This is a genomic window from Nocardia sp. NPDC057353 (assembly GCF_042667085.1).
Taxonomy (GTDB): Bacteria; Actinomycetota; Actinomycetes; order Mycobacteriales; family Mycobacteriaceae; genus Nocardia.
In genome coordinates this window covers 78047-95324 of sequence record NZ_JBHVAK010000024.1, presented here as the reverse complement: position 1 = coordinate 95324, position 17278 = coordinate 78047, and the positions used below count along the sequence as shown (strand labels likewise).

Annotated in this window: 14 protein-coding genes; 11 read left to right on the top strand and 3 right to left on the bottom strand. The window is 74.3% G+C overall.

Annotated elements, in window-relative coordinates:
* Nucleotides 1-82: 82 nt before the first annotated feature.
* The 3 genes from ACFUUZ_RS15285 to ACFUUZ_RS15275 form a co-directional block, all read right to left on the bottom strand.
* Nucleotides 83-1189: a DUF5685 family protein gene (locus ACFUUZ_RS15285; protein ID WP_378696451.1), complete on the bottom strand. Its 1107-nt coding sequence runs from the start codon at nucleotides 1187-1189 to the stop codon at nucleotides 83-85.
* Between the two features lie 8 nt (nucleotides 1190-1197).
* On the bottom strand, nucleotides 1198-1797 hold the full coding sequence (locus ACFUUZ_RS15280) for a TetR/AcrR family transcriptional regulator (RefSeq protein WP_378696449.1): 600 nt from the start codon (nucleotides 1795-1797) through the stop codon (nucleotides 1198-1200).
* 90 nt (nucleotides 1798-1887) lie between these two features.
* On the bottom strand, nucleotides 1888-3039 hold the full coding sequence (locus ACFUUZ_RS15275) for a glycoside hydrolase family 3 N-terminal domain-containing protein (RefSeq protein ID WP_378696447.1): 1152 nt from the start codon (nucleotides 3037-3039) through the stop codon (nucleotides 1888-1890).
* A 313-nt stretch (nucleotides 3040-3352) separates the two neighbouring features.
* Between ACFUUZ_RS15275 and ACFUUZ_RS15270 the strand changes: the two genes are divergently transcribed.
* From ACFUUZ_RS15270 to ACFUUZ_RS15220, 11 genes are all read left to right on the top strand, one after another.
* Complete coding sequence (locus ACFUUZ_RS15270; protein WP_378696445.1) at nucleotides 3353-3892, top strand: MSMEG_0572/Sll0783 family nitrogen starvation response protein; 540 nt, start codon at nucleotides 3353-3355, stop codon at nucleotides 3890-3892.
* 8 nt (nucleotides 3893-3900) lie between these two features.
* Nucleotides 3901-4959, top strand: a complete 1059-nt coding sequence (locus ACFUUZ_RS15265; RefSeq protein ID WP_378696443.1) for an MSMEG_0568 family radical SAM protein — start codon at nucleotides 3901-3903, stop codon at nucleotides 4957-4959.
* Between the two features lie 205 nt (nucleotides 4960-5164).
* Nucleotides 5165-6580: an MSMEG_0567/sll0787 family protein gene (locus ACFUUZ_RS15260; protein ID WP_378696465.1), complete on the top strand. Its 1416-nt coding sequence runs from the start codon at nucleotides 5165-5167 to the stop codon at nucleotides 6578-6580.
* A complete protein-coding gene (locus ACFUUZ_RS15255) occupies nucleotides 6577-7479 on the top strand; it encodes a carbon-nitrogen hydrolase family protein (RefSeq protein ID WP_378696441.1) in 903 nt (300 codons plus the stop codon). The genes ACFUUZ_RS15260 and ACFUUZ_RS15255 overlap by 4 nt, the downstream gene beginning before the upstream one ends.
* A complete protein-coding gene (locus tag ACFUUZ_RS15250) occupies nucleotides 7472-8755 on the top strand; it encodes an MSMEG_0569 family flavin-dependent oxidoreductase (protein WP_378696439.1) in 1284 nt (427 codons plus the stop codon). The genes ACFUUZ_RS15255 and ACFUUZ_RS15250 overlap by 8 nt, the downstream gene beginning before the upstream one ends.
* 10 nt (nucleotides 8756-8765) lie before the next feature.
* Nucleotides 8766-9614: a carbon-nitrogen hydrolase family protein gene (locus ACFUUZ_RS15245; protein WP_378696437.1), complete on the top strand. Its 849-nt coding sequence runs from the start codon at nucleotides 8766-8768 to the stop codon at nucleotides 9612-9614.
* Nucleotides 9614-10675 carry an MSMEG_0565 family glycosyltransferase gene (locus tag ACFUUZ_RS15240; RefSeq protein ID WP_378696435.1) on the top strand — a complete coding sequence of 354 codons (1062 nt, stop codon included), beginning with the start codon at nucleotides 9614-9616 and terminating at the stop codon, nucleotides 10673-10675. The genes ACFUUZ_RS15245 and ACFUUZ_RS15240 overlap by 1 nt, the downstream gene beginning before the upstream one ends.
* 119 nt (nucleotides 10676-10794) lie before the next feature.
* A complete protein-coding gene (locus tag ACFUUZ_RS15235) occupies nucleotides 10795-11262 on the top strand; it encodes a universal stress protein (protein WP_378696433.1) in 468 nt (155 codons plus the stop codon).
* A gap of 29 nt (nucleotides 11263-11291) precedes the next feature.
* Nucleotides 11292-12377 (top strand): isochorismate synthase MenF, encoded by a 1086-nt coding sequence (locus tag ACFUUZ_RS15230; RefSeq protein WP_378696431.1) that lies wholly within the window; start codon nucleotides 11292-11294, stop codon nucleotides 12375-12377.
* A gap of 126 nt (nucleotides 12378-12503) precedes the next feature.
* Nucleotides 12504-12677, top strand: a complete 174-nt coding sequence (locus ACFUUZ_RS15225) for a DUF2613 domain-containing protein (protein ID WP_378696429.1) — start codon at nucleotides 12504-12506, stop codon at nucleotides 12675-12677.
* Nucleotides 12678-12706: 29 nt separating this feature from the next.
* On the top strand, nucleotides 12707-17248 hold the full coding sequence (locus tag ACFUUZ_RS15220) for an alpha-(1->3)-arabinofuranosyltransferase family protein (RefSeq protein WP_378696427.1): 4542 nt from the start codon (nucleotides 12707-12709) through the stop codon (nucleotides 17246-17248).
* Nucleotides 17249-17278 lie beyond the last annotated feature (30 nt).

The following is a 17278-nucleotide window of genomic DNA, read 5'->3' as shown; positions in this document are numbered from 1 at the left end:
TCCCAGGGGGGAGGTGCGGCCCTTCGCGTAGGGGCGGCCCGCACGGCCGTGCGGCCGCGCAGCCGGGGGTGTCAGGTGCGGGTCAGCAGTTGCAGTCGCAGCAGCCGCACTCGCAACAGTCACAGTCGGAGCAGCAGTCGCCGCAGTCGCAGCAGCTGCCGCAGTCCATCCTGGTGAGCCACGGGTCCTTCTGCTCGCCGCTGCACGGGCGCCGGTGCGAGGCGAAACAGGCGTAGCCGGTGGGGTATTGGAAGAGCAGGCCGATGCCCTCGAACAGGCTCGGCTTCTGGCCGGGGAGGACCGCGACCGGGTGGTACCGCGGTTCGCGCTTGGCGCGCAGCACGCCGAGTTCGTGGCCGAGGCGGTGCAGGAGGCCGTCGAGTGGGTCGAGCAGCACCCAGCGCACGGTCGGGACGGTGTCCAGCCGGGCGTCGGTGACGGCGGTGCGCAGGCCGCGCTCGGCCGCGCGCATGGCGCGGTACGCCTCGACGCGGGTGGTGCCGGTGGCGGCGAGCGGGTTGAACTTGCCCGCGGCCAGGTCGTCGTCCAGGTCCTCGACGGCATCGGCGAGGTGCGCCAGCGCGCCGAAGTGCCGCCCGGCCGCACGCAGCGCCTCGGCGTTCTCCGGCTTGCCCGCCAGCACGGCGGTGTGCGCGGTGAGCTCGCCCGCGCAGAAGGCGCTGGGCGCGAGCAGGTCCTCCAGCGTGAGCTGGGTGTGCGATTCCAGGGCGGACTGTTCGGCGATGGCCGTGACCATCGGACCGACGTCGAGCCCGATCGAATCCGCTTGGAGCGCGGCCCGCTTGGCCCAGCGGCCGGAGACGGCGGCGACCGGACGCCTGGCCCCGCGCCGGATATCGCCGTCGCGGACGTGGTCCTCCAGCTTGGCCGAGCCGAGCAGCAGCGAGGCGGTGCTCGCCAGCCGCACCCCGGGCGAGGTCGCGACCTCGGCCTTGCGCATGCCGCGCAGCGCGCACGGCCCGACCCCGGTGCGGACCGGGGCGGCCGCCGACTGCGCCTCGGTGAGCACGGTGAGCGCCATGGCATCGGTATTGGTCGCGGTGCGGGCCAGGTGCCCGTGCTCGTCGCGGAGCCCGAGGCAGAGCCCGCAGAGCTGGGCGTACCACTCGCCGGGGGCTACCCCATGTCTGACCGCGCCGTGCGCACACGGCGTGAGGACTCCGAACATCGCAACCTCTACTCGGACTTCTTGCGGCCCGCGAGGCCGCGCCAGGCCAGGTCGTCGAGGAGGGCGACGGCCTCGGCGACCTCGATGCGGCCGCCGGCGACGCGGTCGGCGATGGCCTCGCCCGCACCGATCACGGCTGCGGCGACGATATCGAAGTTGGTGCTCGGATCGGCATACCTGGCGCTGGATTCGAGTAATTTCGCGGTGAGTTCGATGACCCGCTCCCTGGCGTTCTCGATCTCGGAGGCGAAGGTCTCCTGCCCGATCGCCTGCCGGTAGAGCACCTGCCAGGACTTGCGGTTGCTGTCGACGAAGCCGAGGAACCCCTCCAGCGCGGTGCGGAGCTGCTCGTGCGGAGTGAGCTGAGGGTTTCCCGCGGGCGCGACGGACTCGATGAAGCGCATCCCCTCGCGCTGGATGCAGGCGCGGAAGAGCTCGTCCTTGGAGCCGTAGTAGAGGTAGAGCATGGGCTTGGAGATCTTCGCCTCGGCGGCGATGGCGTCCATCGAGGTGTCGTGGAAGCCCTTCCGCGAGAACACCTCAACCGCGGCGTCCAGCATCTGCTGCTCCCGGACCGCCCGAGGGAGCCGCTTCGTTCCGCCCGCCATCCACTCTCTCCTACCGCATGGTGAGGCTCCTATATTACTCCAAGGTAAGTTCGCGTGAGCCTCGAATAGCCCAGCATTCGCTCGGAGCGCTCAGCAGGCCGGGAGCGCGTTCTTGTAGGCGGCCATGCGCACCACGGACGCATCGACCTGTGCGAGCGGCAGCCTACCCGCGGCGACGGCCTGCTCCAGCCGGTCGAGCACATTGGGCACGGCGTCGGTGCTGATCCACAGGGCATTGTCGGCGCCGGCGACCAGGGCGGCCTCGACCGCCTCCTCGATCGACATCCGGTCGCTGATGGCGGCCATGCCGCCCAGGTCGTCGGTGAAGATCGGGCCGGTGAACGGGGCGGCACCGTAGCCGGTGCCGGTGCGCAGCAGCTCCATGACCTCGGGGCTGATGCTGGCTGGGACGTTCGGGGTGGTCAGCCCGGGGACGTCGAGGTGGCCGATCATGACGCCGAGGCCGGAGCCGACCAGGTTGCGGAACGGGACCAGGTCGTGGGCCTGCAGCTGGGCCAGCGGCGGGGTGCGCACGGCGCCGGTGTGCGAATCGCCGGAGCCGGAGCCGTGGCCCGGGAAGTGCTTGAGCACGCCGCCGACGCCCGCCTCGTTCAGCGCGCGGATGTAGGCCTCGGCGTAGGCGGTGACGGTCTCCGGGTTGTCGGAGAACGAGCGGTCGCCGATCACGGTGTCGTCGGGCTGGCTGCTGACGTCGATGTCGGGGGCGAAGTTCACGGTGACGCCGAGTTCGCGCAGCTTGGTCAGGCGCTGCACCGACTGGGTGTAGAACTCCTCCGGGCTCATGGTCCGCGCGACCACGCGGGCGGAGGGCGCAGGGCCGATCAGGTCCTTGACCCGGGAGACGCGGCCGCCCTCCTCGTCGATGGTGACCATGAGGGGGATCGCGGACTCCGCCTGGATCGGCTTGATCTGGCCGCCCGCGAGCAGGTCGCGGTCGGTCCAGCCGCCGACGAAGATGCCGCCGATCTGCTCGGTGCGCACCACGTTCGCGGCGTCCGCCGCGTCGGTGACGCCGACGGTGAGCAGCTGGGCCAGCTTCTGCCTGGTGGTGAGGCCTGCGAGGAACTCGGCGTTGCAGTCGCGGGCGACGGTGGTGGTCGCCGTCGACGGCGCGGGGGCCGTCGTGGTGGTGTCGACGGCGGTGCGGGTGACATCGCCGCCCGAGCAGGCGGTGGCGGCCGCGGCGACGAGGGCGAGCAGCAGCAGTGGCGGTCTCCGCATGGGGGTTCACGGTAGTGGGGGGTGCCGCAGGGGTGCGCGGCGGGTGGATTGCGGGGGTGTTTCGCGGTGTGAAATCGCAGGGCGCGGAGCGCGGGCCCAGCGTTTCGTGGTCGTTTCCGGAGCGCGTTCGGCCGCCCCCGCCCTACCTCGGGTCGGGCCAAACAGGTTGCTGCACAACAGAATTGATGGAACAGCCGAGCTGATTGTCGTGAGAATCCGGCAATCGGCACTTGTTCCCGACGTAACCACTCGGCAATACCGCGCTCGTGTACTCGATGACATCCCGAAACGCACTATTCCCCGAGGAGTCCCGGTGTCCGCACCCACCACCACCGATATCGACAAGGCCATCGAGGCGAACATCGCCGCGTCGCTGGCGGAGATCCCGCACCCGGCGCTGCCCAAGGGCAGCAATATCTACGGCGCCACCAAGATCTTCCCCGACTATCAGGCCGAGGCGGGCGAGACCTACTTCACCCTGGTGCACGGGATCGCGCACGAGTCGTCGGTGAGCTTCGTCGCGATCCTGCAGGCGACGCGGGCGCTGCGCAAGGGCTTCGAGTCGGCCATCTACTTCTACGGGCCGGGCGCCATCAACGCCATCGCCACCCGCGGCTTCCCGACCACCGGGGACAGCGGGTTCCCCGGCGAGCAGAACATCAACGACGCGCTGGCGACCTTCATCAAGGAGGGCGGGAAGGTGTTCGCCTGCCGGTTCGGGCTGGCGCTGCACGGCGCGCGCGAGGAGGACCTGATCGAGGGCGTGATCCCGGCGCACCCGCTGGACGTGCAGGACGCGCTGATCCACTACGCCCGCAAGGGCGCCATCATCAACTCGACCTACCAGCTGTAGGGCCCACCATGAGCAATCTGTCCACCCGGATCGATCTGGCGCTGCTCGGGGTTCGCGTCGACGCGCCGGTCTCGCGGCGCGCGGGGGCGGGGCCGAGCGACGACGGCCACGTGCTCATCGGCGGTGTCGGCGCGGCCGTTCCCCTGCGCCCGGACAGCCCGTATCTGGTGCGGGACAACAGGTTGCTGCTGGACGGCGCCGATCTGGGGCTCGAGGTCGAGCCGGTGCGCAGGCCCGCCTTCTACGACCTGCGCACCGCCGACGGGGTCGGCTACGACAAGATCGCCCGGCTGCACGGGAAGGACGTGCTCGCCACCACGGTGGTGCAGACCTGCATCCGGTACGGCGCCGACCAGCGCTGCCGGTTCTGCGCCATCGAGGCGTCGCTGGCCGCGGGCGACACGATCGCGGTGAAGCGGCCGGAGCAGCTGGCCGAGGTCGCGGCGGCCGCGGTGCGACTGGACGGGGTGCGGCAGATGGTGATGACCACCGGTACCTCGGCCGCCAAGGACCGCGGGGCGCGGCACCTGGCCCGCTGCGTGCGGGCGGTGAAGGCGGCGGTGCCGGAACTGGCTGTTCAGGTGCAGTGCGAGCCGCCCGGCGATCTGGCGACGCTCGGCGACCTGCGCGCGGCGGGGGCCGACTCCATCGGCATCCACGTGGAGTCGCTGGACGACGCGGTGCGCGCCCGCTGGATGCCGGGCAAGGCGACGGTGCCGCTCGCCGAGTACCGGGCCGCGTGGGCGGAGGCGGTCCGGGTCTTCGGCCGCAACCAGGTCTCGACCTACCTGCTGGTCGGGCTCGGTGAGGACGCGGACGAGCTGGTGGCGGGCGCGGCCGAGCTGATCGAGCTCGGGGTGTACCCCTTCGTCGTCCCCTTCCGCCCGCTGGCCGGGACGCTCGCGGTGGACGTGGACCGGGCGGTGGCGCCGCCCGCCGAGCTGGTCCGGGACGTGACCGTCCGGGTCGGTGCCCTGCTGGACGCCGCCGGGATGCGCGGCTCCGGGCAGAAGGCGGGTTGCGCCGCCTGCGGGGCATGCAGCCTGCTGCAGAACGCGGGAGGGTGACATGACCGGCCTCTCCGCCCGCGCAACGTCCCCCGAGGTCACGCACGACCCGAGCGCGAATACCCCGCAGCCCCCCGCGGCCGGCGTCGCCCGCGCCGTCGGTGCCCCACTACACCCCGCCGACAACGGCCGAGCCGTCGGTGCCCCGCCACACCCCAAGGCGCACATCGGTCGAGCCGCGGAACGCGACGCGATATACCGCGCCATGAGCTGGAGCGACCTGCTCAGCGGTCCGCACCGGGGCAGGACACCCGACTTCAGCGTGCTCACCGGCCCGGCCCCTGACCCATTCCTCATCCACCCCGCCGACCGGAAAGACCTGCTCGCGTACCGAAATCTGCGCCGCGACGCCTTCGTCCACGACCAGAACCTGTTCACCGGCTCGGACCGCGACGACCTGGACGACGACCCCCGCACCATCGTGCTGGTCGCGAAAGCCCAGGACGGCACCGTCCTCGGCGGCGTCCGCCTGGCCCCCGCCACCGACCCCGACCTCGGCTGGTGGACCGGCAGCCGCCTGGTCGTCCACCCGCACCTGCGCACCACCGGTGTCGGCGCCGCCCTGGTCCGCGCCGCCTGCGCGCACGCCGAGAGCGCCGACGTCCTCCGCTTCGAGGCCACCGTCCAGACCGCCCACGCGAAGCTCTTCGCCCGCCTCGGCTGGGAACGCCTCGGCGGCACCGCCGTCAACGGCCGCCCGCACGTCGCCATGCGCTGGCCGATCGACCGGATCGAACGGCTCGCCAACTCCACGAAAGCACTGCTCGCCGAGGTCCTCGCCCCCTTCGGGAACGACATCGGCGGCACCGGTTTCCGCGGCGACGACGGCGCCCCGGTACCGGGCAGCGACCTGATCGCCGCCTGCGACGCCATCCTCCCGTCGATGGTCGAGCGCGACCCCGAATGGGCAGGCTGGTGCGCGGTCCTGGTCAACCTCAACGACCTCGCCGCCATGGGCGCGGAGCCGGTCGGCCTGCTCGACGCCGTCGGCGCCCCGACCCGCGCGACCCTCACCAGGGTCATGAGCGGGCTCGCGGCAGCGGCACAGGCGTGGGACGTCCCGGTCCTCGGCGGCCACACCCAGCTCGGCGTCCCCGCCGCGCTCGCGGTGACGGCGCTCGGCCGCACGCCGACCCCGGTGCGCGGCGGTGGCGGCCGACCCGGCCACGAACTGCGGCTGACCGCCGACACCGCGGGCCGCTGGCGCCCCGGCTACCACGGCAGGCAGTGGGATTCGACCTCGCACCGCAGCGGCAACGAGCTGCGCGCGCTGCACCGCGTCGTCGCCTGGGCCGCCCCGGCCGCCGCGAAAGACGTCAGCATGGCGGGCATCGCGGGCACCACCGGCATGCTCGCCGAGGCGAGCGGGGTCGGCGCCGAGCTCGACGTCGCCCGCGTCCCCCGGCCGCAGGACGCCGCGCTCGGCGCCTGGCTCACCTGTTTTCCCGGCTTCGCGATGCTCACCGCGGACCGCCCCGGCACCCCGGCCCCCGCCGCGGGCCCCGCCGACTCCGCCGTCTGCGGCCGCCTGGTCACCGGCGCCGGCGTGCGGCTGCGCTGGCCGGACGGCGCAACGACCACGGCGGTGCCAGGCACCGTCACCGGATTGGGAGAATCATGAACGACACCACCATCTCGGTGGCGGCCGCCGAATTCGGCCGCGACCTGGAGACCTGCTACCGCACCATCGCCGAGCTGGCCGCCACCGCGAAGGCGCGCGGCAGCAGCCTGCTGGTCCTGCCCGAGGCCTGCCTCGGCGGCTACCTGCCCAGCCTCGGCGGCGGCGACGAGAGCGCGGAGGCCGTGCAGCGCCGGTTGCGCAGCCTGCCGCCCGCGCTGGAGCTGGACGGCCCCGAGCTGCGCCGGGTCGCCGAGATCGCCGGTGACCTGGTCATCACGCTCGGCTTCTGCGAGGCCGACGGCGACGCCAGGTACAACGCCGCGGTCACCCTGCACGGCGACGGCGTGCTCGGCAGCTACCGCAAGGTGCACCAGCCGCTGGGCGAGAATCTCTGCTACAGCGCCGGTTCGGAGTACCGCGCCTTCGACACGCCGATCGGCCGGATGGGCATGCAGATCTGCTACGACAAGGCCTTCCCGGAGGCCGCGCGGGCGCTGGCGCTGGACGGCGCCGAGATCGTCACCTCGCTCTCCGCCTGGCCGACCTCGCGCACCGCGACGGTGGCGAACCTGGAGGACGACCGCTGGCTGCACCGCTTCGACATCTTCGACCGGGCCCGCGCGGTGGAGAACCAGCTGGTCTGGGTGGCCTCGAACCAGGCGGGCACCTTCGGCTCGCTGCGCTTCGTGTGCAGCGCCAAGATCGTCGGGCCTGGCGGCGAGGTGCTGGCGACCACCGGGGTGCAGCCGGGGCTGGCGACCGCCACCGTCGACGTGGCGGAGGCGCTGGAGCGGGCCCGCGGCGGCGGCATGTACAACCTGCGCGACCGGCGGCCGGAGCTGTACCACAGCGTGGTGCGCGAGCACGGCGTGACCGGGCGGATGGCCGCGCATGTCTGAGCAGCTCGCCCCCACGCTCTGCCCGCCGCGGGTGCGGCACCACGAGGTGATCGTCGTCGGCGCGGGCCAGGCCGGGCTCGCGGTGAGCTGGCACCTGACCCGCCGCGGCATCGACCACCTGCTGCTGGAGCGCGACACCGTCGCGCACGAGTGGCGCGACGGCCGCTGGGACAACTTCACCCTGGTCACCCCGAACTGGCAGTGCGTGCTGCCCGGCTACGCCTACGACGGCCCCGACCCGGACGGCTTCATGGCCCGCGACGAGGTGTACCGCTTCGTCCGCGGCTACGCCGACAGCTTCGGCGCGCCGGTGCTGGAGCACGCCGGGGTGCACTCGCTGGCCAGGGCGGTACGCGGCGGCTACGACCTGGAGACCGCGGCGGGCAGCTTCCACGCGAACCAGGTGGTGGTCGCGGTCGGCGGCTACCACGTGCCGACCGTGCCGCGCTTCGCCGAGCGGCTGCCCGCGGCGATCACCCAGCTGCACTCCGCGGAGTACCGCAGCCCGGAGGCGCTGCCCGCGGGCGCGGTGCTGGTGGTCGGCACCGGGCAGTCCGGCGCGCAGATCGCCGAGGACCTGCACCTGGCCGGGCGCGAGGTGCACCTGGCGGTGGGCAACGCGCCGCGGGTGGCCCGGTTCTACCGGGGTCGCGACTGCGTGGCCTGGCTGCACGACATGGGGCACTACGACGTCCCGATCGAGGACCAGCCCGGCGGAATCGGCAAGCGGGAGAACACCAACCACTACGTCACCGGGCGGGACGGCGGCCGCGACATCGACCTGCGCCGCTTCGCGCTGCAGGGGATGGCGCTCTACGGCCGGATGACCGGGCTCGACCCGGACGGCACCGCCCACTTCGCCCCGTCGCTGGAGCGCTCCCTCGACGCCGCCGACGCGGTCGCCGACGGCATCAAGGACGCCATCGACGGCTACATCGCCCGCGCGGGCATCGACGCGCCGACCGAACCGCGCTACACCCCGGTGTGGCGGCCCGAGCACGAGCCCACCGCGCTCGACCTGCGCGCCGCCGGGATCTCGGCGGTGGTGTGGTCGGTCGGTTTCCGCACCGACTACCGCTGGCTGCGCGCCGGGGTGTTCGACGGCGAGGGCCACCCGTGCCACAACCGCGGCGTCACCGACTCCCCCGGGCTGTACTTCCTCGGGCTGCCGTGGCTGCACACCTGGGGCTCGGGGCGGTTCGCGGCGATCGCGCGGGACGCCGAGTACCTGGCCGAGCGGATCGCGGCGGCGCGCACCGCCACCGTCGCGGCCTGAGGGGCGGGCCGTGCCGACCACCAGGATCGCCGCGCTCGCCGGGCATTTCGGCGCCGACATCGGCCGTGCGCTGGAGAAGCTGGACGGCATCGTCGAGCGGCTGCACGCCCAGCGCGTCGAGCTGCTCGTGCTCCCCGACGCCACGCTCGGCGGCTACATCGGCGACCTGCGCAACCCGGACCCGGCGACCGGGCCGGAGGCGATCGACCCGGACGGCCCCGAGCTGCGCCGGGTCAGGGAGATGGCGCGGCACATGACGATCTGCGTCGGCTACGCCGAGCGCGACGGCGACCGCAGGTACAACGCCGCCGTCTGCCTGACCGGGGACGGCATCCTCGGCAGGCACCGCAAGGTGCACCAGCCCGCGGGCGAGCACCTGGCCTACGCCCCGGGCGACGGCTTCACCGCCTTCGACACCCCGGTCGGGCGGATGGGGATGCTCATCGACTACGACAAGACCTTCCCGGAGGCGGCGCGCACGCTGGCGCTGGACGGGGCGCAGGTGATCGCGGCGCTCTCCGCCTGGCCCGCCAGCGTCACCGACCGCGCCTCCCGGCTGCCGAACGACCGCCAAGCCCGGCTCTTCGACCTCTACGACCAGGCGCGGGCCGCGGAGAACCAGGTGGTGCTGGTGTCCTCGAACCAGACCGGGGTCACCGGGAACCTGCGCTTCCTCGGCCAGGCCAAGGTGGTCGGCCCCGGCGGCGACGTGCTCGCCAAGACCTGGTCCAAGGGCGGGCTCGCGGTGGCCGACATCGACGTGGCGGCCGAGGTCGAGCGGGCCCGCCGGGTGCTGCACCACCTGGCCGAGCGGCGGGTGGGGAGCTACCCGAACCTGCTCAGGGAGAAGGCCTTTTGATGCGGGTCGCGCTGCTCACCTACTCGACCAGGCCGCGCGGCGGCGTCGTGCACACCCTGAACCTGGCCGAGGCGCTGGCCGACGCCGGGGCCGAGGTCACCGTCTGGACCCTCGGGCGCGGCGGCGACCAGGCGTTCTTCCGGCCGGTGCGGGCGGGCGTCCGGGTCGAGGTGGTGCCGTTCGCGGCGCGCGACGGCGAGGGGGTCGGGCCGCGCATCCTGCGCTCGATCGCGGTGCTGCGCGCCGCCTTCGACCCGGCCGGGTACGACATCGTGCACGCCCAGGACTGCATCAGCGCCAATGCCGTCGGCCGCTGCGTGCGCACCATCCACCACCTGGACACCTTCAGCACGCCGGAGCTGGTCCGCTGCCACGAGCGCGCGGTGGTGGAGCCGTACGCGCGGATCTGCGTCTCCCGCGCGGTCGCCGACGAGGTGCGCGCGGGGTGGGGGTTGACGCCGCGGGTGATCCCGAACGGGGTCGAGTACGAGCGCTTCGCCGGGGCGGCGCCGGACCGGCGGCTGGGCCGCTACGTGCTCGCGGTCGGCGGGATCGAGCCGCGCAAGGGCAGTATCGACCTGCTCGAGGCGTTCGCGCGGATGCCCGCGGGCCCGCGGCTGGTGTTCGCGGGCGGCGAGACGCTCTTCGACTACCGGGCGTACCGGGCCGAGTTCGACCGGCGCGCCGCCGAACTCGGGGTCGAGCCGCTGGTCCTGGGGCCGGTGCCGCACGGGGAGCTGCCCGGGCTGGTGGCGGGGGCCGAGGTGCTCGGGTTCCTCTCCACGAAGGAGGGTTTCGGGCTCGCGGCCATGGAGGCACTGGCGGCCGGGGTTCCGGTGGTGGCGCGGGATCTGCCGGTGTTGCGCGAGGTCTTCGGGGACGCCGTCACCTACGCGCGGGACGTGGGCGAGGCGGCGGTGCTGCTGGAGCAGGCGCGGGAGCCGTCGCCGGAGCGGCGGGACGCCGGGCGAGCACTGGCCCGGCGCTACGACTGGGCGGCGGCCGCCGCGGCCCACCTGGCCTTCTACCGCGAACTCGCACCCGCGGGCATGGGCAGGTAGCAGCTCGGCGCGGTGCCGGGCGCTTTCGCGGGCCCGCGGCGGCAGCGGACTTCGCCCCGCCCGGGCCACATCCCCGGCGAGCCGATGTAATCTGGATCACACAAACCCGGGAGGTCACCGTGCCCTGCGATCGGATGCTCATCGCCTACGACGGTTCCGAGAACGCCAAGCGCGCCATCACCTACGCCGGGCGCTTCCTCAGCGCCGAGAAGGCCGTCGTGCTCACCGCATGGGAACCGATGGTGCGCCAGGCCGCCCGGCTCTCCGGGCTCTCCGGCGTCATGCAGCCGGAGTGGGTGCCGGAGGACGAGATCGAGGACATCGCCTACCAGGACGCCCACGCGATCAACACCGAGGGGCTGCACCTCGCCGAGCTGGCCGGGCTGAACGCCGAGGCGCGCACCGAGGAGTGCAGCAGCACCATCTGGAACGCCATCGTCGAGTGCGCCGACGAACTCGACGTCGACATCATCGTGGCGGGCACCCGCGGCTCCACCGGGCTGCGCGCGCTGCTGCGCAGCAGCGTCGCGGACGCCGTGCTCAAGCACTGCCACCGCCCTGTGTTGCTGGTCCCACCGGGGCGGTGACCCGTTCCGGCCGCTCTAAGGTCGGAACCATGACCTCGTTCCTGCTCGCCACTCCGGCCGAGGTGCTGCGCGCGCACGGGGTGCGCGCCGCGTTCACCGACCCGGCGGCGGCCGCGGACGCGCTGCGCGGCGGCGACCCGGTGGTCGGCGCGCTCCCCTTCGACCCGCGCAGGCCCGCGGCGCTGCTGGTGCCGGAGCGGCTGGAGCGGGCGGCGCCGGGCCCGGTGCCCGCGGTCACGCTGCCGCGGCTGCGGGTGGTGGCCGAGCTGCCCGCCCCGGCCGAGCACGTCGCGCGGGTGACCAAGCTGGTCGAGCAGATCGGCGATCCGGACTCCCCGCTGTGCAAGGTGGTGGCGGCGCGCTCGGTGCTGGTCGGCACCGAGACGCGGCGGATCGACCCGCAGGACGTGGCGGCGCGGCTGCGCGAGCGGCACCCGGGCGCGCACGTCTTCGTCGCCGACCTGGCGGCGGCCGGGCGACCGGGGGACGCGGTGGTCGGGGCCTCGCCCGAGGTGCTGGTGGCGCGGCGCGGCGGCACCGTCGCGCTGCGGCCGCTGGCGGGCACGCTGCCCCGGCTCGCCGACCCGGCGGCCGACGCCGCGCAGGCGGCGGCGCTGCGGGCCAGCGCGAAGAACCTGGCGGAGCACGCCTACGTGGTGGAGTGGATTCGGGAGCGGCTCGCGCCGGTCTGCCGGACGCTGCACATCCCGGAGCAGCCGGAGCTGGTGCGCACCGACGCCGTCTGGCACCTGGCCTCACCGATCACCGGCACGCTCGCCGACCCGGCGCCGAGCGCGCTCGACCTCGCGGTGCTGCTGCACCCGACACCGGCGGTCTGCGGCACCCCGACGCTCGCCGCGCTGGACCGGGTGGTCGACGCCGAGGAGGACCGCGGTTTCTACGGCGGCGCCGTCGGCTGGTGCACGCCGGACGGGGACGGCGAGTGGGTGGTCGCCATCCGCAGCGCCGAGATCGCCGCCGGCGGGCACACGCTGCGCGCCTTCGCGGGCGGCGGGATCGTCGCGGGCTCCGACCCGCGCACCGAACTCGACGAGACCACCGCCAAGCTGCGCACCCTGCTCGGCGCGCTGGACTGCCCGGTCCCCGAATCCTGAGCGCCGCCCGCGCCGCTTCCGGTAGGCCGATCGCGCGGAAAACGCGCCCGTCTCCCCGCGCGAGCCCCCGAGACTGCTAGGTTGACCCGGAACACGTGCCTGCCCCTGTCGTATTGGAGTACCGCGATGAAGTCTTTTGCCGTTCCCGGTCTCGTGAGCGCGGTCGCGGGCGCCGTCCTCGGCGCGATCGCGGTCTTCGTCATCACCGCCGCGGCGCAGCAGAACGAGCGGCCGGAGATCGACCGCAGCGGTAACGCCGACTCCTCGCTGCTCAACAACGTCGAGTACGGCAGCCGCTGACCTCCGCTCCACCCGTCGTCGGCACCGGTGTGCCGCGGGCCGCCCGTGCCGACGACGCCACCGCGCCGCTCGGCAGGCGCTGGTTCCTCGGCACGGTCGTCGCGGCGTTCCTGCTCTCCTTCCTGCAGACCCCCGGCCGCACCGTCGCCGACACCAAGTACGACCTCGCGCAGAACCCGCTCGGCTTCCTGGAGCGGGCCGCGCACCTGTGGAGCAGCCAGGCTCCGATGGGCCAGGTGCAGAACCAGGCCTACGGCTACTTCTTCCCGCACGGCACCTTCTTCTCCGCCGGGCACCTGCTCGGGCTGCCCGCCTGGGTCACCCAGCGGATCTGGTGGGCGCTGCTGCTGCTCGCCGGGTTCTGGGGTGTGGTCCGGCTCTGCCAGACGCTCGGCATCGGCAGCCGCGGGTCAAGGGTGGTCGCGGCGGCGGCCTTCGCGCTGAGCCCGCGGGTGCTGACCACGCTCGGCTCCATCTCCTCCGAGACGCTGCCCATGATGCTGGCCCCGTGGGTGCTGCTCGCCCCCGCCGCACTCGGCGTCGCGGTGCACCGCCGCCGGGCGGACGGCGCATCGACCGCGGACGGCTCCGCCGCACTCGAGCCCCCCGCGCTCGACGGCCGGTCCGATTCTCCCGCGGCCAACGGGGAGGCGCCCCGCGCCCAGTCCGACCCGCGCGCCGACTCCGGCCAGCGCACCGACTCCGGCCGGCGCACCAATTCCGCCCCGCCCGCCGATTCCGGCCCCGGCCTGATCCGCGGCGGCGCCGAATCCCCCGCCGGCAGCGCACTCGCCCTTGCATTGATGGGCTCGGTGAACGCCGTCGCCACGGTGGCGGCCTTCCTCCCCGCCCTGCTCTGGTGGGCGGCCTACCGCCCGGACCGGCGCTGGCTCCGCTTCACCGCCGCCTGGGTCCCGCTGCTGGTCCTCGCCACCTTCTGGTGGGCGGTCCCGCTGCTGCTGCTCGGCCGGGTGAGCCCGCCGTTCCTCGACTACATCGAGTCCTCCGGCGTCACCACGCAGTGGGCCTCGCTGGCCGAGGTGCTGCGCGGCACCGACAGCTGGACCCCGTTCGTCTCCCCGGAGCGGATCGCGGGCGCGGTGCTGGTGACCCAGCCCGCCGCGGTGCTCGCCACCGGGCTCATCGCCGCCGCGGGCATCACCGGCCTCGCGCTGCGCTCCATGCCGTACCGCGGCAGGCTCACCCTGATCCTCTTCGTCGGGCTGGCGGGCATCTGCGCGGGCTACCTGGGCACCATGGGCGGCCCGTTCGCCGAGCAGATCCGGGTCTTCCTGGACTCCGGCGGCGCCCCGCTGCGCAATGTGCACAAGCTGGAGCCGCTCATCCGGCTGCCGCTGGTCCTCGGGATCGCGCACCTCTTCGCCCGGATCCCGCTGCCCGCCTCGGTGCCGCTGCGCACCTGGCGCAGCGCCTGGGCGCACCCAGAGCGGGACCGGCGGGTCGCGGTGGCCGCGCTGGTGCTGGCCGCCCTCGCGCTCTCCACCTCGCTGGCCTGGACCGGCAAGCTGGCCCCGCGCGGCGCCTACGACGCCGTGCCGCCGTACTGGCAGCAGACCGCGGAGTGGCTCTCGGCGAACGCCGCCGACACCAGGGCGCTGGTCGTTCCCGGCGCGCCCTTCGGCAGCCAGGTCTGGGGGCTGACCAGGGACGAACCGCTGCAGGCGCTGGCCTCGACGCCGTGGGCGGTGCGCGATTCGGTCCCGCTGAACCCGCCGGGCACCATCCGCGCCATGGACTCGGTGCAGCGGCTGATCGCCGACGGCCGCCCCTCCACCGGGCTGGCGCCGACGCTGGCGGCCCAGGGCATCGGGGTGCTGGTGCTGCGCAACGACCTGGACCCGGAGACCTCCCGCTCCACCCGGCCCATGCTGGCGCACCGCGCGCTGGAGGGCTCGCCGGGGCTGCGCAAGGTGGCCGAGTTCGGCCCGCCGATCGAGGCCACCGCCATCGCCGACGGGCTCGTGGTCGACGGCGACCTGCTCCCGGCCTACCCGGCGATCGAGGTCTACCGCGTCGAGGCGCCGGGGATCGGGACGCCGGAGCGGGTGCGGCCCGGGGTCGGGGCGCCGGATTCGTTCCCCGGCGCGTACAGCGTCGCGCTCGCCGACGTCCCGGTGGTGCAGGGCGGCCCCGAGGTGCTGGAGCGGCTGCGCCGCGACCCCGGCGCCCCGATCCCCGCGCTGCTCGCCGCCGACGCAGCCGCGGCCGGGCTCCCCGCCGGGCCGGTGACCGTGACCGACACCCCCGTGGCCAGGGAGACCGACTTCGGCCGGGTGGACAACCACAGCTCCGCCATCCGCGCCCCGGACGACGCCCGCCGCACGCACAACCTGGTCCCCGACTACCCGGTGCCCGGCGCGGACCAGGTCGAGGGCGCGTGGAGCGGCGCCACCGTCACCGCCTCCAGCTCGGCGGCGGACGCCACCCAGATCGGCGGCGCCGCGCCGGGCAGCTCCACCGCCGCCGCGGTGGACGGCGACCCGTCGACCGCCTGGCTCAGCAATGGCGGCGAGTACGCGCTCGGCCAGTGGCTGCGGCTGGAGCTGGACGACCCGATCAGCACCGGCCTGCTCCGGGTGACCACCAGCCCGGCCGCGCTCGGCGACCCGGTGAAGTGGATCGAGGTGCGGACCGAGCGCGGCAGCGTCTCCGCGCGGATCACCGAACCCGGTGCGCCGGTGTCGGTGTCGCTGCCCGCGGGCAGCACCGACTGGGTGAGCGTGACCGCGATCCGCACCGAGGGGAGCACCCGCGGCGGGCAGTTCGGTATCAGCGAGATCGCGCTCGACGACTACACCGTGCGGGAGGCGCCGGTGCGCGTCCCGATCCGGCACACGGTCGCGCTGCCCCCGGTCACCGGCACCCCCGCCGCCTGGGACCTGGGTCAGGAGTTCCCCGGCCGCAGCGCCTGTTTCGACTCGCCGGACCGGATCCGCTGCCACAACGGGCTGGCCCTCGCCCCCGAGGAGCCCGGCGCCTTCCAGCGCACCCTCGCGGTGCCGGAGCCCGCCGAGGTGACGCCCCGGCTGACCGTGCGCACCAGGCAGAGCCCGGAGCTGGAGGCGCTGCTCACCGACCCGGCTCGCCCGGTCGCGCGCGGCAAGAGCGACGTCGGCGACCTGCGCGGCTCGGCCTTCGCCGCCACCGACGGCGACCCGCGCACCAGCTGGACCGCGCCGGAGAACACCGTGCGGGACCGCCCCGACGGGCCGCCCACCCTCACCCTCGAACTGCCGGAGCCCGCGCTGGTGACCGGGCTCGACATCACACCGTCGCTCGGCGGGCTGCCCGCCGCGCCCACCGCGGTCACGGTGAACCTCGGCAACGGACCGCAGGTGCGCACGCTGCCCGGCACCGACTCCGAACCGGCCGAGCCGAGCCGAATCGAGCTGTTCCCCACGGTCACCGACCGGATCGAGCTCAGCCTCACCGCATGGGAACCGGTGCTGGACCGCACCGCGCTCGGCTTCACCCTGCCGCAGCCGCCCGGGCTGGCCGAGGTGGACGTGCTCGGCCCCGACTACCCCGCCCCCGCCCCGCTCGACCGGCTCGTCACGGTGCCCTGCGAGCTGGGTCCGATTATCGCGGTCGGCGGCCGGGTCCTGTCCACCTCGGTCACCGCGACAGCGGCGGAGTTGCGCTCGGGCGCACCGGTTCCCGCCGAGGTCTGCGGGACCGCAGAGGGCTCCGACGTCTCCGCCGCGCCGGACGGCACCGCTGCGCCGGGTACCGCGCCGGACCCGACGACCCCTGCCGGCGACACCGAGACGGACTCGAACGCCGTCCCAGTGACGGGCGAGGAGTCCTCCGACGGCACCGAAACCGCGGCGCCGCTGCCGATCTCCGTCCCGCTCGCGCAGGGCGCGACCGAGGTGAACGTCGCGCCGACGCCGCTGTTCACCGTCGACCGCCTGCGCTTGGACCACACCACCCCGCCGACCCCCGCCCCCGGCGACGGCACCCGCCTCCTCGTCCTCCCCCTGAGCACGAATGTCGGCTGGACGGCGGAAACTTCGGACGGCACCGAGCTGCGCCCGGTGGTGGTGGACGGCTGGCAGCAGGGTTGGCTGCTCCCGCCCGGTGAAACCGGTGAGGTCACCGTCTCCTTCCCGGCCGACCGCTGGTACCGCCTCGCCATCTTCGGCGGCCTGCTCCTGCTCATCCCGCTCCTGCTGCTCGCCATCCCCCGCCGCGGCACCGCGACCGAACCCGAACCCCCCTGCCTGCCCTACCACTCCCGAATCGCCGCGGGCACCGGCGTTCTCGCCGTGACCGGCCTGATCGCGGGCCCGGTCGCCCTCGGCCTCGCCGCAGCGGGCTGGGCCGGCGTGGAATTCGCGCACCGCCGCGGCCTCGACACCGGCCGCGCCCTCGCGGTACTCGCGAGCATCGGCGTGCTGCTCTCGGCCGCCGCGCTCTCCACCGGCCCGTGGCGCCACCCGGACGGCTACATGGGCGGCGCGCTGCTGACCCAGCTCCCCGCGGTCCTCGGAGTGCTCGCGCTCGGCCTCGCCGCACTGCCGCCGTGGCGCCGAACCGGTTCCGATTGACCGAGCGCGCCAACTCCCGGGCCCGCGCGG